At 66.0% G+C, this 20,910-nt stretch carries 20 protein-coding genes; all 20 read right to left on the bottom strand.

Annotated features, from left to right (window positions below; genetic code table 11):
* Positions 1–7: 7 nt before the first annotated feature.
* Positions 8–1,105, bottom strand: coding sequence for a histidinol-phosphate transaminase (gene hisC / locus C7C56_RS25090; protein ID WP_106760078.1), 1,098 nt, complete (start codon positions 1,103–1,105; stop codon positions 8–10).
* A gap of 45 nt (positions 1,106–1,150) precedes the next feature.
* Positions 1,151–2,020 carry a DNA-methyltransferase gene (locus C7C56_RS25085; RefSeq protein WP_106760077.1) on the bottom strand — a complete coding sequence of 290 codons (870 nt, stop codon included), beginning with the start codon at positions 2,018–2,020 and terminating at the stop codon, positions 1,151–1,153.
* On the bottom strand, positions 2,017–3,351 hold the full coding sequence (hisD, locus tag C7C56_RS25080) for a histidinol dehydrogenase (protein WP_106760125.1): 1,335 nt from the start codon (positions 3,349–3,351) through the stop codon (positions 2,017–2,019). The genes C7C56_RS25085 and hisD overlap by 4 nt, the downstream gene beginning before the upstream one ends.
* A gap of 19 nt (positions 3,352–3,370) precedes the next feature.
* Positions 3,371–4,045, bottom strand: a complete 675-nt coding sequence (hisG, locus tag C7C56_RS25075) for an ATP phosphoribosyltransferase (protein ID WP_106760076.1) — start codon at positions 4,043–4,045, stop codon at positions 3,371–3,373.
* 18 nt (positions 4,046–4,063) lie between these two features.
* Positions 4,064–5,314, bottom strand: a complete 1,251-nt coding sequence (gene murA / locus C7C56_RS25070; RefSeq protein ID WP_106760075.1) for a UDP-N-acetylglucosamine 1-carboxyvinyltransferase — start codon at positions 5,312–5,314, stop codon at positions 4,064–4,066.
* Positions 5,315–5,359: 45 nt separating this feature from the next.
* Complete coding sequence (locus C7C56_RS25065; protein WP_106760074.1) at positions 5,360–5,596, bottom strand: BolA family protein; 237 nt, start codon at positions 5,594–5,596, stop codon at positions 5,360–5,362.
* Positions 5,597–5,630: 34 nt separating this feature from the next.
* Positions 5,631–6,398 (bottom strand): ABC transporter permease, encoded by a 768-nt coding sequence (locus C7C56_RS25060; protein WP_181373346.1) that lies wholly within the window; start codon positions 6,396–6,398, stop codon positions 5,631–5,633.
* On the bottom strand, positions 6,395–7,336 hold the full coding sequence (locus C7C56_RS25055; RefSeq protein WP_106760073.1) for an ABC transporter ATP-binding protein: 942 nt from the start codon (positions 7,334–7,336) through the stop codon (positions 6,395–6,397). Before C7C56_RS25055 ends, C7C56_RS25060 begins: the two co-directional genes overlap by 4 nt.
* A gap of 197 nt (positions 7,337–7,533) precedes the next feature.
* On the bottom strand, positions 7,534–7,830 hold the full coding sequence (locus tag C7C56_RS25050; RefSeq protein WP_106760072.1) for an STAS domain-containing protein: 297 nt from the start codon (positions 7,828–7,830) through the stop codon (positions 7,534–7,536).
* Between the two features lie 4 nt (positions 7,831–7,834).
* Positions 7,835–8,500: an MlaC/ttg2D family ABC transporter substrate-binding protein gene (locus C7C56_RS25045; protein ID WP_106760071.1), complete on the bottom strand. Its 666-nt coding sequence runs from the start codon at positions 8,498–8,500 to the stop codon at positions 7,835–7,837.
* 72 nt (positions 8,501–8,572) lie between these two features.
* A complete protein-coding gene (locus C7C56_RS25040) occupies positions 8,573–9,514 on the bottom strand; it encodes an MlaA family lipoprotein (RefSeq protein ID WP_370660245.1) in 942 nt (313 codons plus the stop codon).
* A 5-nt stretch (positions 9,515–9,519) separates the two neighbouring features.
* Positions 9,520–9,993 (bottom strand): outer membrane lipid asymmetry maintenance protein MlaD, encoded by a 474-nt coding sequence (gene mlaD, locus C7C56_RS25035; RefSeq protein ID WP_106760070.1) that lies wholly within the window; start codon positions 9,991–9,993, stop codon positions 9,520–9,522.
* Between the two features lie 85 nt (positions 9,994–10,078).
* On the bottom strand, positions 10,079–10,861 hold the full coding sequence (gene mlaE / locus C7C56_RS25030) for a lipid asymmetry maintenance ABC transporter permease subunit MlaE (RefSeq protein WP_106760122.1): 783 nt from the start codon (positions 10,859–10,861) through the stop codon (positions 10,079–10,081).
* Entirely contained in the window at positions 10,861–11,664 is an 804-nt protein-coding gene (locus C7C56_RS25025) for an ABC transporter ATP-binding protein (RefSeq protein ID WP_106760121.1), read from the bottom strand. The genes mlaE and C7C56_RS25025 overlap by 1 nt, the downstream gene beginning before the upstream one ends.
* Before the next feature lie 284 nt (positions 11,665–11,948).
* A complete protein-coding gene (locus C7C56_RS25020; RefSeq protein WP_106760069.1) occupies positions 11,949–13,412 on the bottom strand; it encodes a glutamate synthase subunit beta in 1,464 nt (487 codons plus the stop codon).
* A 99-nt stretch (positions 13,413–13,511) separates the two neighbouring features.
* Complete coding sequence (locus tag C7C56_RS25015; RefSeq protein WP_106760068.1) at positions 13,512–18,227, bottom strand: glutamate synthase-related protein; 4,716 nt, start codon at positions 18,225–18,227, stop codon at positions 13,512–13,514.
* A 212-nt stretch (positions 18,228–18,439) separates the two neighbouring features.
* The gene (locus C7C56_RS25010; protein ID WP_106760067.1) at positions 18,440–19,153 is read right to left on the bottom strand and encodes a transposase; all 714 of its coding nucleotides are present in this window, start codon (positions 19,151–19,153) and stop codon (positions 18,440–18,442) included.
* A gap of 118 nt (positions 19,154–19,271) precedes the next feature.
* A complete protein-coding gene (locus C7C56_RS25005) occupies positions 19,272–19,883 on the bottom strand; it encodes a hypothetical protein (protein ID WP_146204636.1) in 612 nt (203 codons plus the stop codon).
* Positions 19,884–20,075: 192 nt separating this feature from the next.
* Positions 20,076–20,369: a hypothetical protein gene (locus C7C56_RS25000; protein WP_106760065.1), complete on the bottom strand. Its 294-nt coding sequence runs from the start codon at positions 20,367–20,369 to the stop codon at positions 20,076–20,078.
* A gap of 16 nt (positions 20,370–20,385) precedes the next feature.
* Entirely contained in the window at positions 20,386–20,787 is a 402-nt protein-coding gene (locus C7C56_RS24995) for a hypothetical protein (RefSeq protein ID WP_106760064.1), read from the bottom strand.
* Between the last annotated feature and the right edge of the window lie 123 nt (positions 20,788–20,910).

Genomic DNA, 20,910 nt, shown 5'->3' with positions numbered 1-20,910 from the left:
GCGCTGATTAATACGACGGCAACGAGGCCTCAAGGGCGTCGAGGAATGCTGAGTTTTCTTCCGGCGTGCTGACCGTGACGCGGATGCAATCGGCAAGCAGGCTATGCATTTTACCCATATTTTTGATTAATACCTTGTGGGCGAATAGTTTCGCGCATGCATAGTCGGAATCGGGCACCCGGATCAGAAGAAAATTCGCCGCCGACGGAAACACCTCGACCCCGGGCAGCTCGGCCAGGCGCGCCGCCAGCGCGGTGCGCGCGGCGTTGAGCAGGGCGGCCTGCGCGTTGAGCACCTCGACATGGTCGAGCGCGAATTCGGCCGCGACCTGGGTCAGCACATTGACGTTGTACGGCGGGCGCACCTTGTCGAATTGCTCGAGCAGCGCCGGCGCGGCCGCCATGTAGCCGAGCCGGATGCCGGCCAGGCCGAGCTTGGACAGCGTGCGCATGACCACCAGGTTGGGAAATTCGGGCAGGCGCGGCATGAAGCTGGTGCGCGCGAACGGCTCGTAGGCCTCGTCGACGACCGCGATGCCGGTCTCGCCGAGCGCCTCGATGACCGCGACCATGTCGGCCGCGTCGTACAGGTTGCCGGTCGGGTTGTTGGGGTAGGCCAGGAACACCACCGACGGCTTGTGCTCGGCGATCGCGGCGAGCATGGCCGGCAGGTCGAGCGTGAAGTCGGCCCTGAGCGGCACGCCGACGAAATCGGCGCCCGCGAACTGGGCCGAGCGCGCGAACATCACGAACGCCGGCACCGGCGCCATGATCACGGCGCGCCGGTCCTGGCGCGCGGTGGCCATCGCGATGATCGAGATGAGTTCGTCGGAGCCGTTGCCGAGGATCACGCTGTAACCGTCAGGCACGCCGAGCCTGGCGCAGATCTTTTGCTTGAGCGTGCCGTAGGCGGCGACCGGGTAGCGGTTGAGCACCGCGTCGGCCAGCCGCGCGCCGAGCTCGGCGCGCAGATGGTCGGGCAGCGGGTACGGGTTTTCCATCGAGTCGAGCTTGATGAAGCCGCTCGCGTCGGCGATGTGGTAGTTGCCCACCGCGCGCACGTCGGGGCGGATGGTGTTGCTGATCAGGTTTTCGAGAAAGGACATGTGTGCTGGGCTCTCCGGTGCCGTTTTTTTCATCAATCGTTTTGCTTAAATGAGCTCGAAATTCTCGCCCTGCTCGACCGCCCCGCCGGCAGCGGGCGCGGCCTTTTTGGACGCGCGCGGGCGTTTCTCGACCTTCGGGCGCACATACGGCCGGGCCGGGTTGTCGACCGCGACGAGCCGTTGTTCGATCACGGCGCAGTAGTCGGGGTTCAGCTCGAAGCCGACGTAATTGCGCCCGCAACGTTTGGCCGCGACCGCCGTGGTGCCGCTGCCGAGGAACGGGTCGAGCACCACCCCGCCCGGCGGGCACGAGGCCTTGACGATGCGCTCGATGATCTCGAGCGGTTTTTGGGTCGGATGGTCGGCCCGCTCCGGGTGCTCGCGGTGCAGGCGCGACACGCTCCACAGGTCCTTCGGGTTGTAGCCCAGCTCGAGCCACTTGGCGCCCACGAAGATCGAGCGCGAGCGCGCCTTTTTGGTCTCGGCGTCGTACGGGATGCGGATCGCGTCGAGGTCGAAGTAGTAGTCCTTGCGCTTGACGAAAAAACCGACCGTGTCGTGCACCGAGGTGAAGCTGCGCACGCTGCCGCCCATCGACGGCACCCGCCGGTCCCAGATGATCTCGTTCATCATCGTCAGGCGCTTCTTGAGCATGACGAAGATCTCGGGCGAGAAGCGCCAGGTCAGAAAGATGTACAGGCTGCCGTTGGCGGTCAGCTTGGGCAGCGCCGTGTCGATCCACTGCTCGGTCCAGGCCAGGTAGTCGGCCACGCTTCGCTGGTCCGAGTCGTTGCCGTAGTCCTTGCCCAGGTTGTAGGGCGGGTCGGTCAGGATCAGGTCGACCGAGGCGTCGGGGATGCGCGCCAGCCCGCTCAGCGCGTCCTCGCAGAAGACCTGGTTGAGCCAGTCGCTCATTGCGCGTTCCCGGCCGCGCCCTTGACGCGCAATTCGGCGCTGCGCGCGTGCGCCTGCAGGCCCTCGCCGTAGGCCAGCACGGCCGCGACCTTGCCCAGCGTCTGGGCGCCGGCCTCCGACACGTGCAGCATCGACGAGCGCTTCTGGAAGTCGTACACGCCCAGCGGCGACGAGAAGCGCGCCGTGCGCGAGGTCGGCAGCACGTGGTTGGGGCCGCAGCAGTAGTCGCCCAGCGACTCGGAAGAGAAGCGCCCGAGGAAGATCGCGCCAGCGTGGCGCACCAGGTCGGCCCAGCGCCGCGGGTTCTCGGCCGAGATCTCGAGGTGTTCGGGCGCGATCGTGTTGGCGATCTCGCACGCCTCAAGCATGTCGCGCACCTTGACCAGCGCGCCGCGCCCGCCCAGCGAGACGCGGATGATGTCGCGCCGCGTCATGCCCGGCAGCAGGCGGTTGAGCGACTCCTCGACGCGCGCGATGTACGCGGCGTCCGGGCACAGCAGGATCGACTGCGCCAGCTCGTCGTGCTCGGCCTGCGAGAACAGGTCCATCGCGACCCAGTCGGGATCGGTGCTGCCGTCGCACAGGATCAAAATCTCGGACGGCCCTGCGATCATGTCGATGCCGACGGTGCCGAACACGCGCCGCTTGGCCGCGGCCACGTAGGCGTTGCCGGGCCCGACGATCTTGTCGACCGCGGCGATGGTCTCGGTGCCGTAGGCCAGCGCGCCGACCGCCTGCGCGCCGCCGATGGTGATCACGCGCGTGACCCCGGCGATGGCGGCGGCGGCGAGCACCATCTGGTTCTTCACGCCGTCGGGCGTGGGCACGACCATGATGATCTCTTTCACCCCGGCCACCTGGGCCGGGATCGCGTTCATCAGCACCGACGAGGGATAGGTGGCCTTGCCGCCGGGGACGTAGATGCCGACCCGGTCGAGCGGCGTGACGCGCTGGCCCAGCACGGTGCCGTCGGCCTCGGTGAAGCTGAAGTCGCGCAGCTCCTCCTTTTGGCGCTGGTGGAACACGCGCACGCGCGCCGCCGCCGTCTCGAGCGCGCCGCGCTGGGCCGCGGGCAGGCCGGCCAGCGCGGCGTCGAGTTCGCTTTGGGGCACGTCGAACGCGGCCATGCCGGCGGCGCCGCCTGGAATGCGGTCGAAGCGGTTGGTGTACTCGAGCACGGCGGCGTCGCCGCGCGCTTTGACGTCGTGCAAAATGGCCGCCACCGCGCTGTCGATCGATTCGTCGGTGGTCGCCTCGAAGGCGAGCAGGGCGGACAGGCGCCGCTTGAAGTCGGGCTGGGCGGAGTCGAGTTTGGCGATCTGGAGCGGCATGGCGTGGTTCTTTTCCAAGTTAACTTTGCGGGGCCGAGGCGCGTTCGAAGGCCTCGAGGATCGGTTGCAGGCGCGCGCGCTTGAGCTTGAGCGCGGCCTGGTTGACCACCAGGCGCGAGGAGATCTCCATGATCTGCTCGACCTCGACCAGGTTGTTGGCGCGCAGCGTGCTGCCGGTCGAGACCAGGTCGACGATGGCGTCGGACAGGCCGACCAGGGGCGCGAGCTCCATCGAGCCGTACAGCTTGATCAAGTCGACGTGCACGCCCTTGGCGGCGAAGTGCTCGCGCGCGGTCTGGACGAACTTGGTGGCCACGCGCAGGCGGGCGCCGTGGCGCACCGCGTTCTCGTAGTCGAAGCCGGCCTTGACCGCGACCGACATGCGGCAGCGCGCGATGTTGAGGTCGATCGGCTGGTACAGGCCCTCGCCGCCGTGCTCGAGCAGCACGTCCTTGCCGGCCACGCCGAAGTCGGCCGCCCCGTGCTGGACGTAGGTCGGCACGTCGGAGGCGCGCACGATGATCACGCGCACGTCCGGGTCGTTGGTGGCCAGGATCAGCTTGCGCGAGGTCTCGGGGTTTTCGGTGACGCTGATGCCCGCGGCCTCGAGCAGCGGCAGGGTGTCCTCGAAGATGCGGCCCTTCGACAGCGCGAGAATGAGCTGGGAATTGTCCGGTCGGCTAAATGCACTCATGTTTTTGTTCTTATCGCTTTATTTGATGCGGACGATGTCGGCGCCCACCGCCGAGAGTTTGACTTCCATGCGGTCGTAGCCGCGGTCGAGGTGGTAGATGCGCTCGATGACGGTCTGGCCCTGGGCCGCCATGGCCGCGATCACCAGCGAGGCCGAGGCGCGCAGGTCGGTCGCCATCACGGGCGCGCCGACGAGCTTGTCGACGCCGCGGATGAAGGCGGTGTTGCCCTCGATCTGTATCGAGGCGCCGAGCCGGTTCATCTCCTGCACGTGCATGAAGCGGTTCTCGAAAATGGTCTCGGTGACGCGGCTGGTGCCGCCGGCGATCGTGTTGACGGCCATGAACTGGGCCTGCATGTCGGTCGGGAAACCCGGGTATTCGGTGGTGCGGAAGCTCACCGGCTTGGGACGCCCGCCCATCTGCGCGCGGATCGAATCACCTGCGGCGGTCATGATCAGGCCGACCTCGCGCAGCTTGTCGAGCGCCACGTCGAGGATGTCGCAGCGGGTGTTGGTGAGCAAAATGTCGCCGCCGGTGGCCGCCACCGCGCACAGGAAGGTGGCGGTCTCGATGCGGTCGGCGATGACCGCGTGGCTGGCGCCGTGCAGCTCGGGCACGCCCTGGATCGTCAGGCGGTCGGTGCCGATGCCCTCGATCTTGGCGCCCATGGCCACGAGCAGGTTGGCCAGGTCGGTCACCTCGGGTTCGCGCGCGGCGTTCTCGAGCACGGTCTCGCCCTCGGCCAGGGTGGCCGCCATCAGCAGGTTCTCGGTGCCGGTGACGGTGATCATGTCGGTCACGATGCGGGTGCCGCGCAGTTTTTTGCACTTGGCGTAGATGTAGCCGCCCTCGATCGTGATCTCGGCGCCGAGCGCCTGCAGGCCCTTGATGTGCTGGTCGACCGGGCGCGAACCGATCGCGCAGCCGCCCGGCAGCGAGACCTTGGCCTCGCCGAAGCGCGCCAGCAGCGGGCCGAGCACGAGGATCGAGGCGCGCATGGTCTTGACCATCTCGTAGGGGGCCTCGAGCTTGTCGATGGCGCCGCCGTTGAGGGTGACGCGCTCGCCGTCGCGGCTCACCTTGAGACCGGTCTGCCCGAGCAGGGTCAGCATGGTCTTGACGTCGTGCAGGCCGGGCACGTTGGTCAGCTCGAGGTCGCCGGCCGTCAGCAGGCCCGCGCACAGGATCGGCAGCGCCGCGTTTTTGGCGCCGGAGATGGCGATTTTTCCTTTGAGGCGTTTGCCGCCGACGATCTGAAGCTTGTCCATGTCGTTTCCTTTTCTTTTCTTGTCTTGTCTTTGTTGGCCTTGGGATTAGCCTTGGTATTCTTCGGGGGTGAGGGTCTTCATCGACAGCGCGTGGATCTCCTCGCGCATGCGGTCGCCGAGGGCCGCGTACACCAGCTGGTGGCGCTGGATCGGGCGCTTGCCCGCGAACGCGGGCGAGACGATCAGGGCGTTGAAATGCTGGCCGTCGCCGTCCACCTCGAGGTGGGTGCATTCGAGTCCGGCGGTGATATAGCTGTGAATCAGTTCTGGTGTGGTGGCCATGGTGTTCCCCGATGGTGTCGTTTGATGGTGTGGTTTAGTGGCGCAGCTTGTAGCCGCGGCTGAGCAGGTTGATGGCCGTCGCCGCGAGCAGCGCGAAGAAGGCCGAGACGACGGCCAGGCTGGTCCACGGCGAGACGTCGGAGGTGCCGAAGAAGCCGTGCCGGAAGCCGTCGATCATGTAAAAGAACGGATTGAAATGTGATACGGTTTGCCACACGGGCGGCAGCGAGTGTATCGAATAAAACACGCCCGACAGGAAGGTGGCCGGCATGATCAAAAAATTCTGGAACGCGGCGAGCTGGTCGAATTTCTCGGCCCACACGCCGCAGATCACGCCCAGCGTGCCGAGGATCGCCGCGCCCAGCAGCGCGAACGCGAAGATCCACAGCGGCGCCACGAAGGCGAGGTCGGCGAACCAGACCGTGATGCCGAACACGCAGCCGCCGACGACCAGCGCGCGCAACACCGAGGCCAGCACGTAGGCCGACAGGATCTCCCAGTGCGACAGCGGCGGCAGCAGGATGAACACGAGGTTGCCGGTGATCTTGGACTGGATCAGCGAGGACGACGCGTTGGCGAAGGCGTTCTGCAGCACGCTCATCATGACCAGTCCCGGGATCAGGAAGGCGATGTAGCTCACCCCCGGATAGCGCGGCACCGTTCCCTTGAGCACGTGCCCGAAGATGAGCAGGTACAGCATCGCCGTGAGCACCGGCGCGGCCACGGTCTGGGTGGCGACCTTGTAAAAGCGCAGCGTTTCCTTGTAGAACAGGGTTTGGAAGCCCACCGAGAACATGCTCATGCCGCGTCCCCGTCCATGATCTGCAAAAAGATGTCCTCGAGGTCGGCCTGCTGCAATTGCATCTCGTCGATCACGGCGCCCGACAGGCGCAGGCGCGCGAGGATGCCCTCGACCTCGCTGTAGTCGTTCACGCGCAGGCTGTATTTGAGGCCGGGCGCGGGCGCGCCGTCGCCGCGCGGCTCCTCCGGCGGCTCGTCGTGCGCGATCAGGTGGCGCAGTTCGTCGGGCAGGCTGCCGCTGGCCAGGTGCACGATGAGCTGCGAGCCCGAGATGCGCCGGATCAGCGCCGACATGGTGTCGAGCGCGACCACGCGGCCGCCCTTGAGCATGGCCACGCGCTGGCACATGGCCTGCGCCTCCTCGAGGTAGTGGGTGGTGAGCACCACGGTGTGGCCTTCGCGGTTCAGGCGCGCGATGAACTTCCACAGGGTCTGGCGCAGTTCGACGTCGACCCCGGCGGTCGGCTCGTCGAGCACGATCACGGGCGGCTTGTGCACCAGCGCCTGGGCCACGAGCACGCGCCGCTTCATGCCGCCCGACAGCGCGCGCATGTTGACGTCGGCCTTGTTGCTCAGGTCGAGGTTGTGCATGACCTCGTCGATCCACTTGTCGTTGTTCTTGAGGCCGAAATAGCCCGACTGCAGGCGCAGCGTTTCGCGCACCGTGAAGAAGGGGTCGAACACGAGTTCCTGCGGCACCACGCCGAGCTTTTGGCGCGCCGCGCGGAAGTCGGCGATGACGTCGTGGCCGTGGATTTTCACGCTGCCCGCATCCGCGCGGATCAGGCCGGCGATGATCGAGATCAGCGTGGTCTTGCCGGCCCCGTTGGGGCCGAGCAGGCCGAAGAACTCGCCCTGCCCGATGCGCAGCGAAACGCCGTCCAGGGCCTTGAGCGCCTTGTAGCTTTTCTCGACGTGTTGGATTTCAATTGCTGGCATGCGTGAACCGTAATGAATATTGTCTATACAGCATTGGCTTTCCAACGGCGGCAAAGCGTGCGTCCCCATGCGGGGAAACGTTCAATTATAGGGGAAATCCGCGTTGGCAGAGTCGCGTAGGAAATACATTCCACGCTGGGGGATGGCGGCGAAGGGGGCCGCGCGGGCCCCGCCAGGCTTGCCGGATCAGGACGGGATCAATGGTGCCGCAGGTTTGCGGGCGTGGCCACGAGGAATGCGTCGACGCCGTAGAGCGCGGCCAGGCTGGTCAGCCCGGCGGGAAGGTTGACGAACGACAGCGCCGAGCCGCCCTTGCGGGCGGCCCGCTGCCATGCCAGCAGCACCGCCACGGCCGAGGAATCGGCCTGTTTCACGCTGCCGAGGTCGAACACGGTCTGGCCGGCCTTGATGGCGGCCAGGCCCCGCTCCATCGCCGCACGGGCGGTCTGGACCGTCAGGGTCTCGATCGGCTGCAGCGTGCTGGTGTCGGCCATGTGCTTACTTGCCCGACTTGGCGGCCAGCGCGGCGTTGCGCTCGGCCATCGACTTGATCAAGCCGTCGAAGCCGCCCTTGCTGATGCCGGCGTTGAAGTTGCCCTTGTAGGTCTCGACCAGCCACGCGCCGAGCACGTTGATGTCGAAGATCTTCCAGCCGGCCGGGGTTTTGGCGAGGCGGTAGTTGAGCATGATCGGCTCGCCGCGCGGCTGCACCACCTGCGAACGCACCTCGACCTCCTGGTCGCCTGGCTGGGCGTTCATGGGGCGGAACTCGACGCTCTGGTTTTTGATCTGGGACAGCGCGCCCGAGTAGGTAAAGATCAGCAGGGTGCGGAACTCGCGCGCCAGCGCCTTTTTTTGCTCGGGGGTGGCGCTGCGCCAGTGGCGCCCGGCCGCGAGCTGCGTCATGCGGTTGAAATCGACGTACGGCAGGATCTTGGTCTCGACCAGGTCCATGACGCGCTTTTGATCGCCGGCCTGGATTTGCTTGTCGGCCTTGGCGGACTCGATGACGTCGAGGCTGATGCGCTTGACGAGGGCGTCGGGCGCCTCGGCGCTGGCGGAGGCGCGCGCGGCCGGCGCGGCGGCGCCGTTGGCGCTGGCGTTGGCGCTGGCGGCGAGTGCCAGGGTGGCGCTGGCAAGGATGAGTTGTTTAATTAGTTTCATAATCTCTTTGCTGAAAAGGTTGTGTTTCTGGCAGTTCCGCACCGCTCTACGGCGGAGGCGGTACTACGTTAACTACTTGACCGGTGTTTCGGATGACACGGGCGCCGAAACAGCGGGCGCGGCAGGTGCGGCGGCGGCCGGCTCCGGGTCGTCGGCATAGGCCGCGCGGATGGCGGCCGCGTCGGACGGCAGGTCCTTGTCGACCGCCTTGGCCACGGCCGGCGCGGCGTCCGCGGCCTTGTCGGCGGCCGCCTCGAGCTTGTCCTGGGCGCGCAATTCCTTGCGCGAGCCCTCACCGTCGAATATCTTGCTTTGACGGCGCTGCAGATAGCCGTCACGGATGAATTGGTAGCGGTCGAGGGCGGCCTCCTCCATCAGATTGGACGCGTCGAGCACGGCGGCGCGCTGCTCGACCGCGCGCACGGCGGTGCCGACGTTGCGCACGTTGACCGGGTAGACGTAGGCCCACGGGTCGGCCATCACGTCGATCCGCATCACGGCCGTGTCGCGCACGGTCGACGGCCCGAAGATCGGCAGCATCACGTACGGTCCCGAAGGCACACCCCAGTAACCGAGGGTCTGGCCGAAATCTTCGTTGTGCTTTTGCAAACCCGCTTCGGAGGCGATGTCGAGCAGGCCGCCGAGGCCGAAGGTGCTGTTGAGCGCGACGCGGGTCAGGTCGGACATGCCGGCCGCGCCCTTGCCCTGCATCAGGTTGTTGGCGCCGGTCCAGACGTCGGACAGGTTGCCGAAGAAGTTGGACACGCCCGTTTGCATGAAGCCCGGGAGCACTTCCTTGTAGGCGGTCGCGGCCGGCTTGAGGACGACCCGGTCGACGCCGTCGTTGAAGGTGAACATCGAGCGGTTGAATTTCTCGAGGGGGTCCTTGGGATTGGACGAGGTGGCGCAGCCACCGAGCGCCAGGCTGGCGCCGAGGACCAGGGCCAGCGCGCGCCAGGGGGAGCGGGTTTTGTTCATCTTGTTCATCTTGTTCATCTTGTTCATCTGGTTCATCTGGTTCATTTTGGTGTTTCCTTTCCTTCGGCGGCCTTGCTGTAGATGAACTGGTTGATCAGGTCCTCGAGCACGGTGGCCGATTGGGTGCGCATGATTTTGTCGCCGGCGGCCAGGTTGGCCATGTCGCCGCCGGGTTCGATGCCGATGTACTGCTCGCCGAGCAGGCCGGCGGTCAGGATTTTGAGCGAGCTGTCTTTCGGGAACTTGTAGCCCTCCTCGATGTCGAGGGTGACGACGGCCTGGAAGGTGGTGCTGTCGAAGCCGATCGCGCCGACCCGGCCGACGACCACGCCGGCGCTCTTGACGGGCGCCTGCGGCTTGAGGCCGCCGATGTTGTCGAACTTGCCCGAGATGGCGTAGGTCTTGCCGAACGACAGGGAGCTCATGTTGCCGGCCTGCAGGGCCAGGAACAGGAGGGCGGCCAGGCCGAGCAGCACAAACAGGCCGACCCAGACGTCTACGGTTTTACGATGCATGATTGTTTCCTAACCCTTGTTTTGGACCGCCGAGGGGGCGGCCCGTTGCTTATCTGTTGAACGACGCTTGTATGTTGGACAGCGCTTATTTATTGAACATCAGGGCGGTGAGCACGAAATCGAGCCCCCACACCAACAGCGACGCTATCACGACGGTGCGCGTGGTCGCGCGCGAGACGTCCTCCGGGGTCGGCTTCGCCTCGTAACCCTGGAACAGCGCCGTGAAGGTGACCGCGATGCCGAACACGAAACTCTTGATGACGCCGTTGACGACGTCCTCGCGCACGTCGACGCCGGCCTGCATCTGCGACCAGAACGCGCCCTCGTCGACCCCGATCAGCTGCACCCCGACCAGATAACCGCCGAGCACGCCGACGGCGCTGAACACGGCGGCGAGCACCGGCATGGCGATCACGCCGGCCCAGAAGCGGGGCGCGAGCACGCGCTGGACGGGGTTGATGGCCATCATCTCGATGGCGGACAATTGCTCGGTCGCCTTCATCAGCCCAATCTGCGCGGTCAGCGAGGTGCCCGCGCGGCCGGCGAACAGCAGGGCCGTGACCACCGGGCCGAGCTCGCGCACCAGCGACAGCGTGACGACCTGGCCGAGTTTCATCTCGGCGCCGTACAGGCTCAGCGTGTAGTAACCCTGCAGGCCGAGCACCATGCCGACGAACAGGCCGGAGACGGCGATGATGACGAGCGAATAATTGCCGAGGAAATGGATCTGCTCGGCGATGAGGCCGGGCCGGCGCATCGCGCCCGGCGACAGGCGCAGCAGGTTGAGGAACGAGCGCGTGGCGTAGCCGAGGCTGGCGAGCGACTCGCGCACCCATTGCCCGACCGCGGCGGGGATGTTGAGCACCATCATGCGCTCGCCCCCAGGCCGAGGTCGTCGGCGAGCGACCTGCCCGGATAATGGAACGGCACCGGGCCGTCGGCCTCGGCGTTGACGAACTGCCTGACGTAGGGGTCGGCCGAGACGCGCAGCTCGGCCGGCGTGCCCTCGGCCACGATTTTGCCAGCCGACATGAAGTACACGTGGTCGGCGATCGCGAAGCACTCGTGTACGTCGTGCGAGACCAGGATCGAGGTCGAGCCGAGCGCGTCGTTGAGCTTGCGGATCAGGTTGGCGGTGACGCCCATCGAGATCGGGTCGAGGCCGGCGAACGGCTCGTCGTACATGATCAGTTCCGGGTCGAGCGCGACGGCGCGCGCGACCGCGACCCGGCGCGCCATGCCGCCCGATATCTCGGCCGGCTTGAGCATGGCCGCGTTGCGCAGGCCCACCGCGTGCAGCTTCATGAGCACCAAGTCGTGGATCAACTCTTCGGACAGGTCGGTGTGCTCGCGCAGCGGGAAGGCGACGTTCTCGAACACGGACAGGTCGGTGAACAGGGCGCCGAACTGGAACAGCATGCCCATCTTGCGGCGCAGGCGGTACAGGTTGTCGGTGTCGAGCGCGTGGACGACCTCGCCGGCGACGCTGACCTGGCCTTGTTGCGGGCGGATCTGGCCGCCGATCAGGCGCAGCACCGTCGTCTTGCCGCAACCCGAGCCGCCCATGACGGCGATGACTTTACCGCGCGGGAAGTCCATGCGCAGGTTCGACAGGATCGAACGGTCTCCGTAGGAAAAGTGCAGATCGCGGATTTCGACAAGATTTGGCAAGGTGGTACTCATTTTTGGGAATGCCGTATTGTAATGCAGAATGGGCAATCCCCGCTCGCGGGCGCCCGATTGCGGACGGCGCGGCGACGCGGGAATACAACACTACTAACCCACGGGTCAGCTATTTCGAAGCCTAAGTGCTTGTTTTTGAAGGAAAAGTCGAAAGATTGCCCAGTGAATCATTTCTGATTGGCAACTTTGCTGCGGGTGCAGCAAGGGCCGCGGCGGGGGCCGCCGCGAACCCATCGTTCAATATCTTTCGATATTTACATTTCGGCCCGGATTCAGCGCGGCAGCACCGACGATCCCATCAGGAATTCGTCGACCGCGCGCGCGCACTGGCGCCCCTCGCGGATGGCCCAGACCACGAGCGACTGGCCGCGCCGCATGTCGCCGGCGGCGAACACCTTCGGCACCGAGGTCGCGTAGCAGCCCTCGCCGTCGGTGCTGGCGCGGGCGTTGCCGCGGCCATCCTTCTCGACCCCGAAGGCGTCGAGCACCTGCGGCACCGGCGACACGAAGCCCATCGCCAGCAGCACCAGGTCGGCCTTCATCTCGAATTCGGAGCCGGCCACCTCGACCATCTTGCCGTCCTTCCACTCAACGCGGCAGGCGACCAGCTTGTCGACCTTGCCGCCCTTGCCCTCGAAGCGCTTGGTCGCGACCGCCCAGTCGCGCTCGCAGCCCTCCTCGTGCGAGGACGAGGTGCGCAGCTTGGTCGGCCAGTACGGCCAGACCAGCATCTTGTCCTCCCGCTCGGGCGGCTGCGGCATCAGTTCGAACTGGGCGACCGAGGCCGCGCCGTGCCGGTTCGAGGTGCCGACGCAGTCGGAGCCGGTGTCGCCGCCGCCGATCACGATCACGTGCTTGCCGCCCGCCTTGATCTGGTCCTTGACCTTGTCGCCTGCGTTGACCTTGTTTTGCAGCGGCAAAAAGTCCATCGCGAAATGCACGCCCTTGAGCTCGCGCCCGGGCACCGGCAGGTCGCGCGGCTGCTCGGCGCCGCCGGCGATGATGACGGCGTCGAATTCCTTCTCGAGGTCCTCGGGGAAGATGGTCTCCTTGGCCCAGTTGTTGACGCTGGCCGGGAAGTCCTTGCCCACCAACACGCTGGTGCGGAAGACCACGCCCTCGGCCTCCATCTGCTTGATGCGCAGGTCGATGTGCGATTTTTCCATCTTGAAATCGGGGATGCCGTAGCGCAGCAGGCCGCCCAGGCGGTCGCTCTTTTCGAACACCGTGACGGCGTGGCCGACGCGCGCCAGTTGCTGGGCGGCGGCCAGGCCGGCCGGGCCGGAACCGACCACCGCGACCTTCTTGCCCGTGAGCGAGGCCGGCGGCTGCGGCACCACCCAGCCGTGCTCCCAGCCCGTGTCGATGATCTTGTGCTCGATCGACTTGATGCCGACCGGATCGTCGTTGATGCCCAGGGTGCACGCCGACTCGCACGGCGCCGGACACACGCGGCCCGTGAACTCGGGGAAGTTGTTGGTCGAGTGCAGGTTGTCGAGCGCGGCGCGGTAATGCCCGTGGTAGACCAGGTCGTTCCAGTCGGGGATGATGTTGTTGACGGGGCAGCCTGTGTTACAAAACGGAATGCCGCAATCCATGCAGCGCGCGCCCTGCACCTTGGCCTGCGCGTCGGACAGGTGCAGCACGAATTCCTTGTAGTTCTTCAGGCGCGCCTCGGGTGCCAGATACGCCTCGTCCTGGCGCTTGAATTCCATGAAGCCGGTGATTTTACCCACGATATTTCCTTTAATTATTTTTTACCCACACCCCGCCACGGCGTCCCCGCGGAAGCGGGACGGCGTGGCTGGCGCGATTGCCTGGACGTGTAACGCGCTTCAAGCGGCGATCTGCTCGGCGGCTTCTTCCATGCTGCTGTTGTGCAGCTCCTCGAGCGCGCGCTTGTATTCGGTCGGGAACACCTTGACGAACTTGGCGCGTCCGGCGGCCCAGTCGTCGAGCAGGTTGCGCGCGCGCGTGCTGCCGGTGTGCTTGAAGTGGCGTTCGATCAGGCGCTTGAGGATCACCTCGTCGCACTCGGGCTCGCAGCCGCGCGCCTGGCTGTGCCAGTTGCAGCGGTCAAGCTGCTCCTTGCTGCTGACCACGCGCTCGAGGTTGACCATCGTCATGTTGCAGCGCGACTCGAAGTCGCCCAGCGGATCGTAGACATAGGCCACGCCGCCCGACATGCCGGCCGCGAAGTTGCGCCCGGTCGCGCCCAGCACCACGACGGTGCCGCCGGTCATGTACTCGCAACCGTGGTCGCCGCAACCCTCGACGATCGCCGTCGCGCCCGAATTGCGCACCGCGAAGCGTTCGCCGGCGACGCCGTTGAAGAAGGCCTCGCCCGAGATCGCGCCGTACAGCACGGTGTTGCCGACGATGATGTTGTCGACCGCCCAGCCGCGGAACTCGGTGTTGGGCCGCACGATGATGCGCCCGCCCGACAGGCCCTTGCCGACATAGTCGTTGCCCTCGCCGACCAGGTCGAGCGTGATGCCGGCGGCCAGGAAGGCGGCGGCCGACTGGCCCGCCGTGCCCTGCAGCTGGATGTGGATGGTGTCGTCGGGCAGGCCGGCGTGGCCGTAGCGCTTGGCGACCTCGCCCGAGAGCATGGTGCCGACGGTGCGGTTGCGGTTGCGCACGGGCGAGATGAACGAGACGCGCTCGCCCTTTTCGAGCGCCGCCTTGGCCTGCGCGATCAGCTTGTGGTCGAGCGCCATCTCGAGGCCGTGCTCCTGCTCCTCGCAATGGTGGACGCGGGTGCCCGGGGCGACCTGCGGCTGGTAGAAGATGTTCGAAAAATCGAGGCCGCTGGCCTTCCAGTGCGAGATCGCCTTCGACTTGTCGAGCAGGTCGGCGCGGCCGATCAGCTCGTCGTAGCTGCGTATGCCGAGCTGCGCCATGAGCTGGCGCGCCTCTTCGGCGACGAAGAAGAAATAGTTGACGACGTACTCGGGCTTGCCCGAGAACTTGGCGCGCAAAATGGGGTCCTGCGTTGCCACGCCCACCGGGCAGGTGTTGAGGTGGCACTTGCGCATCATGATGCAACCCTCGACCACCAGCGGCGCGGTCGCGAAACCGATCTCGTCGGCGCCGAGCATGGCGGCGATGACGACGTCGCGCCCGGTCTTCATCTGGCCGTCGGCCTGGACCCGGATCCGGCTGCGCAAGCCGTTGAGCACCAGCGTCTGCTGGGTTTCGGCCAGGCCCAGCTCCCACGGGGTGCCGGCGTGCTTGACCGACGACAGGGGCGAGGCGCCCGTGCCGCCGTCGTGCCCGGCGACCACCAGATGGTCGGCCTTGGCCTTGGTCACGCCCGCGGCGACGGTGCCGATGCCGACCTCCGAGACCAGCTTGACCGAGATCGAGGCGCGCGGATTGGCGTTTTTAAGGTCGTGGATCAGTTGCGCGAGGTCCTCGATCGAATAGATGTCGTGGTGCGGCGGCGGCGAGATCAACCCCACGCCCGGCACCGAGAAGCGCAGGCTGGCGATGTATTCCGACACCTTGTGGCCCGGCAGCTGCCCGCCCTCGCCCGGCTTGGCGCCCTGCGCCATCTTGATCTGGATCTGGTCGGCCGAGTTGAGGTACTCGGCGGTGACGCCGAAGCGGCCCGAGGCGACCTGCTTGATGCGCGAGCGCAGCGAGTCGCCCGCCTGCAGCGGGATGTCGACCGCCACGCGCGAGGCGCCGATGACCGAGGCCATGGTCTGGCCCTGCACGATCGGGATGCCCTTGAGCTCCTGCTGGTAGCGCGCCGGATCCTCGCCGCCCTCGCCGGTGTTGGACTTGCCGCCGATCCGGTTCATGGCGATCGCCAGCGTGGCGTGGGCCTCGGTGCTGATCGAGCCGAGCGACATGGCGCCGGTGGCGAAGCGCTTGACGATCTCCTTGGCCGGCTCGACCTCGTCGAGCGGGATCGCCTTGGCCGGGTCGAGCTTGAATTCGAACAGGCCGCGCAGCGTCAGGTGGCGGCGGCTCTGGTCGTTGATGATCTGCGCGTATTCCTTGTAGCTCGAGAAATTGTTGCTGCGGGTCGAATGCTGCAGCTTGGCGATCGCGTCCGGGGTCCACATGTGGTCCTCGCCGCGCACCCGGAAGGCGTACTCGCCGCCGCTGTCGAGCGCGTCGGCCAGCACCGGGTCGGCGCCGAAGGCGAGGGTGTGCAGGCGCAGCGCCTCCTCGGCGACCTCGAACACGCCGATGCCCTCGACGTTCGAGGCCGTGCCGCGGAAATACTTGTCGACCAGCGACTTGTTCAGGCCGATGACCTCGAAGATCTGGGCGCCGCAATACGACATGTAGGTCGAGATGCCCATCTTGGACATGACCTTCATGAGGCCCTTGCCGACCGCCTTGGTGTAGTTGTAGATCGCGGTCTCGCCCGACAGGTCGCCCGTCATACCCTGGGCCAATTCGATCAGGGTCTCCATCGCCAGGTAGGGATGGACCGCCTCGGCGCCGTAGCCGGCCAGCAGCGCGAAATGGTGGGTCTCGCGCGCCGAGCCGGTCTCGACGACGAGGCCGGTCGAGGCGCGCAGGCCGCGCCCAACCAGGTGCTGGTGCACGGCGGACGTTGCCAGCAGGGCCGGGATGGCGACCTGGTCGATCGACAGGTTGCGGTCCGACACGATCAGGATGTTGTGGCCCGACTTGACGGCGTCGACCGCCTCGGCGCACAGCGAGGCGAGCGAGGCCTCGATGCCCTCCTTGCCCCAGGCGACCGGGTAGCAGATGTTGAGCTCGTAGGCCTTGAACTTGCCGCCGGTGTGCGCGCTGATGTTGCGCACGCGCGCCATGTCGTCGAAGCCGAGGATCGGCTGCGAGACCTCGAGCCGCATCGGCGGGTTGACGTTGTTGGTGTCGAGCAGGTTCGGCTTGGGGCCGATGAAGGACACGAGCGACATGACCATCGCCTCGCGGATCGGGTCGATCGGCGGGTTGGTGACCTGGGCGAACAATTGCTTGAAGTAATTGTAGAGCGGCTTGAGCTTGTTCGACATGACGGCCAGCGGCGAATCGTTGCCCATCGAGCCGGTCGCCTCCTCGCCGAGCAGGGCCATCGGCGCCATCAGGAACTTGAGGTCCTCCTGGGTGTAGCCGAACGCCTGCTGGCGGTCGAGCACCGAGGCCATCTTCTTCTCGCCCTGGGCCGCGCCGTCCTTGGCGCGGTTGTAGGCGAGCTGGCTCTCCGAGAGCTTGATTTCGTTCAGTTTGATGCGCACCGAGTTGATCCACGCCTTGTACGGCTTGGCGTTCGAATAGGTGTCCTTGAGCTCCTTGTCGTCGATGATGCGGCCGGCCTCGAGGTCGATTAGGAACATCTTGCCCGGCTGCAAACGCCACTTCTGGATGATCTTGGACTCGGGGATCGGCAGCACGCCCGACTCCGAGGCCATGACCACGAGGTCGTCGTCGGTGACGATGTAGCGCGCCGGGCGCAGGCCGTTGCGGTCGAGCGTGCCGCCGATGTGGCGCCCGTCGGTGAAGGCCATCGCGGCCGGGCCGTCCCACGGCTCCATCATGGCCGCGTGGTATTCGTAGAAGGCGCGCCGGTTGTCGTCCATCGTGGTGTGGTTCTCCCACGCCTCGGGGATCATCATCATCATGGCCTGGGCGATCGGATAGCCGGCCATGAGCAGCAGCTCGAGCGCGTTGTCGAAGCAGGCCGTGTCGGACTGGCCCTCGTAGATGAGCGGAAACAATTTCTGCAGGTCGTCGCCGAGCACGGCCGACTTCATCACGCCCTCGCGCGCGCGCATCCAGTTGAAGTTGCCCTTGACGGTGTTGATCTCGCCGTTGTGGGCGATCAGGCGGTACGGGTGGGCCAGCGGCCACTCGGGGAAGGTGTTGGTCGAGAAACGCTGGTGCACCAGCGCCAGCGCCGAGACGCAGCGCGCGTCCTGCAGGTCCTTGTAATACACGCCGACCTGGTCGGCCAGCAGCAGGCCCTTGTAGACGATGGTGCGCGCCGACATCGACGGCACGAAAAATTCCTTGCCGTGAAGCAGTTTGAGGGCCTGGATCGCGTGGCCCGACGACTTACGGATCACATACAGTTTGCGCTCGAGCGCGTCGGTGACCATGATGTCGGGACCGCGGCCGATGAAGATCTGGCGGATCACGGGCTCCTTGTCGCGCACGGTGGGCGACATCGGCATGTCGCAGTCGATCGGCACGTTGCGCCAGCCGAGCACGACCTGGCCCTCGATGCGCACGGCGCGCTCGATCTCCTGCTCGCAGGCGATGCGCGAGGCGTGCTCCTTGGGCAGGAACACCATGCCGACCCCATATTCGCCCGGCGGCGGCAGTTCGACGCCCTGTTTCGTCATCTCGTCGCGGAAGAACTGGTCGGGCACCTGGATCAGGATGCCGGCGCCGTCGCCCATGAGCTTGTCGGCGCCGACGGCGCCGCGGTGGTCGAGGTTCTTGAGGATCAGGAGACCCTGTTCGATGATCGAGTGGCTCTTGTTGCCCTTGATGTGGGCGATGAAGCCGACGCCGCAGGCATCGTGTTCATTGGATGGGTCGTACAAACCTTGGGCAATCATGAGTTCTCCACAGCTTTTTTGAGGTCGAATCACGAGAATAGTGCAACGCAGCAGAAACCACAACCAAAACAATTAGGGTCAGAGTCGAATTAAATGCAATTTAATCAGCCGCAAAATTAAATGGGGACAGAGTCAATCACGGCAACGCAAGCCGCATTGCCAATATGAAAATACGGGAAGGAGGTAGGGCTGGGAGGGGCGGGAAAAACGCCCTAGCGGGCGTCTTCGGGTGGTGTCGGGGGTGTTTTCGCGGGCCTGCCGCGTTTCGCGGGAAGCACCTGGCGCTTCATTTTTTGTTGCAAATCCTGCTTGAAGGCGTCGGATCCGAGCGGCCAACCCTTGAGCACGGCCTGGTTGATGCGCGCCAGCTCCCCGGCGCCGAGCGCGCGCCCGGCCAGTTCGGTGTAGGCCGCCTCGCGCTGGAACGGCGTGTTGCCCAGCGCCCAGAACAAGGCGTGGTCGGTCACCAGCGGATCGGGCTGCATCCCCGCGTGGTGCCGGTAGCTCGACCAGGGATAGTCGCGCGGATCCGCCACCAGCCGCGCGCGCACCGGGTTGAGTTCGATGTAGCGGCTGCAGACCAGAAAATAGCGCTCGGCGTCGACCAGCGAGGTCTTGAAGCGCCCCTGGAACAGGCTGCCCACCCGGCCGTGCTTGTGGTTGAACCACGGAACGTAGTAGCGCCCGACGCGTTGCATCATCTGGGCCAGCCCGTTCTGGTCCGATGGCGAGGCCAGCAAATGCAGGTGGTTGCCCATCAGCACGTAGGCGTGGATCGCGACCTTGAACTCCTTGGCGCTCTCCCTGAGCCAGGCCAGAAAGCGCTGGTGGTCCTCGTCGTCGCGGAAAATCAGCTGACGGTCGTTGCCGCGCTGGATCACGTGGTGGGGCTGGTTCGGCAGGACGAGTCGGGGCAGGCGGGCCATGGCGGGTCGGGATGGTCGGTGGAACCATGGATTCTACCGAAAACCCCTGACTCTGTCCCCATTTAATCCAAGGCCGTCAAAAAGCGGGCTCGACTCTGTCCCTATTTAAATTCGCAACTTAGAAGATGACATCGAGCGACACGCTCAGCATCTTCGCGTTGTGCGTGAAACTGTAGGCGCTGTGGTCGATCACCGAATCGAACTGCAGCTTGAGGTCCATGTTCTTGCGGAAGTCCCAGCGCACGGCGGCGAAGCGGGTGCTGTCGATCTGGGTCTCGGTGTAGCCGGGCGTGAGCCGCTCGGTGTAGGCCGAATAGCCGACCAGCGGCGTGAACTCGCCCCAGCGGTAGCCGACCGACGCGGTCCATCTCGACGATTTGAAGTCGAGCGCGGGGCGCATGAAGGTGTTGGCCTCGGCGCGCACCAGCCAGTTTTTGTAGTCCATGCTCGCCGACAGGCCGATGATGCGCTGGCGCACGCCCAGCTCCGCATACACATCCTCGCCCGGCGGATGGTAGGTCTGGTCCATCGTGTTCTGCATGTACATCAGGCGCGCGCCGAAGATGTCGTTCGAGGCGTCGAGGTAGCCGCCCACGATCTTCCTCAACGCGTCGTCGACCCGGAACCCGTAGTAGATCTTGCGCAGCTCGATGTTGTCCTCGCTCTTCTCCTGGCCGGCGAACAGGTTGCCGGTGAGCGCCCAGCTCCCCACGCTGGTGCTGTAGGACACGTTGGCGCCGTTATATGCACCGATCTCCCATCCGTAGATGTCCTGCGGCACGCGCACCCACGGCAGCGTCTAGCCGACGTAGACGATGTCCGAATAGGCGTAGATCGGCAGCCGGCGCCGGCCGACCTGCACCGTCACATCGGGGGTAAGCTGGTAGGACAGGTAGGCCCAGTCGACGTCGGGCTTGAAGTTTTAGGAGGAGCGCGCGACCACCTGCACCGTGCCCGACAACTTTGGCGAGAATTGATACTTGAGCTGCAGGCCCGCGAGCGACTCCTGGTCGAGGCTGAAGCGGTCTTTCTCGTACGTCGCGCCGTGCTCGTAGTTGCCGATGAAGCAGGGGCACTTGAATTCGAGAAAGTCCCCGGTGTAGCCGTCGAAGGCCTTGCCGCCGGCGACGGTGGCGAAGCCGGACACGGTCAGGCCGTCGGCGGCGCTGGCCGCGCCGGCGCTTGCCAGCAGGATGGCAACGGTGAGTTTTTTCATTGGGCGCTCGTGTTTTTTAGTTGAAGGTGGCGATGATCTTGACCGACGCGTCGACGTCTTCCCTGTCGAGGTAGCCGACGCTGGCCGGGTCGTCCGCGACCGCCTTGCGCATCGCCTCGCCGCTCTCGACCTCGCGCGGCGGAGTGCCGGTGCCCGTGAAAATGAGCTTGCCCCAGATCGCCCGCACCTGGGCCGGATCCTTCTTGCAGGCATTGCTGTAGAACGCGTCCCGGGTCGGGTTCTTGTCCATCAGGTTGATCGGGAGCGGGCTCTTGAGCTTGCCGAGGAAGACCTGGCAGACCCGTTCGACGGACGGCGCCTGGCTTGCGCGCGCCGAGACGATCATGACGACCTCGGCCTGGGCCGCGGACGCGCCCATGGCCAGCAGCAGCAGGGGGATGGCGGTTGTTATGCGCATGGGATTCTGGGATGGAGGGGGAATCGGAAAGCCTGGCGTGGCCGGGGTCAGCCGGTGCGCAGGCCGGGCGCGGCGGCCAGCTGGCGGCGCGCGGGCGTGGCGCCGGGCCGGCGCGGGCCGGCT

It is taken from the genome of Massilia glaciei (assembly GCF_003011895.2).
Lineage (GTDB): Bacteria > Pseudomonadota > Gammaproteobacteria > Burkholderiales > Burkholderiaceae_D > Telluria_A > Telluria_A glaciei.
Note: the sequence above shows the minus strand (reverse complement) of the source record. Positions and strands in the feature narration are given on the sequence as shown.

Coding starts and splice junctions, on each gene's coding strand:
- C7C56_RS25045 (WP_106760071.1), bottom strand. CDS start 8,500: ATGAAACTAATTAAACAACTCATCCTTGCCAGCGCCACCCTGGCACTC.
- C7C56_RS24995 (WP_106760064.1), bottom strand. CDS start 20,787: ATGCGCATAACAACCGCCATCCCCCTGCTGCTGCTGGCCATGGGCGCG.
- hisD (WP_106760125.1), bottom strand. CDS start 3,351: ATGCCGCTCCAGATCGCCAAACTCGACTCCGCCCAGCCCGACTTCAAG.
- C7C56_RS25010 (WP_106760067.1), bottom strand. CDS start 19,153: ATGGCCCGCCTGCCCCGACTCGTCCTGCCGAACCAGCCCCACCACGTG.
- mlaE (WP_106760122.1), bottom strand. CDS start 10,861: ATGGTGCTCAACATCCCCGCCGCGGTCGGGCAATGGGTGCGCGAGTCG.
- C7C56_RS25015 (WP_106760068.1), bottom strand. CDS start 18,227: ATGATTGCCCAAGGTTTGTACGACCCATCCAATGAACACGATGCCTGC.
- C7C56_RS25000 (WP_106760065.1), bottom strand. CDS start 20,369: ATGAAAAAACTCACCGTTGCCATCCTGCTGGCAAGCGCCGGCGCGGCC.
- murA (WP_106760075.1), bottom strand. CDS start 5,314: ATGGACAAGCTTCAGATCGTCGGCGGCAAACGCCTCAAAGGAAAAATC.
- C7C56_RS25055 (WP_106760073.1), bottom strand. CDS start 7,336: ATGCCAGCAATTGAAATCCAACACGTCGAGAAAAGCTACAAGGCGCTC.
- C7C56_RS25060 (WP_181373346.1), bottom strand. CDS start 6,398: ATGAGCATGTTCTCGGTGGGCTTCCAAACCCTGTTCTACAAGGAAACG.
- C7C56_RS25065 (WP_106760074.1), bottom strand. CDS start 5,596: ATGGCCACCACACCAGAACTGATTCACAGCTATATCACCGCCGGACTC.
- C7C56_RS25040 (WP_370660245.1), bottom strand. CDS start 9,514: ATGAACCAGATGAACAAGATGAACAAGATGAACAAGATGAACAAAACC.
- hisC (WP_106760078.1), bottom strand. CDS start 1,105: ATGTCCTTTCTCGAAAACCTGATCAGCAACACCATCCGCCCCGACGTG.
- hisG (WP_106760076.1), bottom strand. CDS start 4,045: ATGAGTGCATTTAGCCGACCGGACAATTCCCAGCTCATTCTCGCGCTG.
- C7C56_RS25085 (WP_106760077.1), bottom strand. CDS start 2,020: ATGAGCGACTGGCTCAACCAGGTCTTCTGCGAGGACGCGCTGAGCGGG.
- C7C56_RS25050 (WP_106760072.1), bottom strand. CDS start 7,830: ATGGCCGACACCAGCACGCTGCAGCCGATCGAGACCCTGACGGTCCAG.
- mlaD (WP_106760070.1), bottom strand. CDS start 9,993: ATGCATCGTAAAACCGTAGACGTCTGGGTCGGCCTGTTTGTGCTGCTC.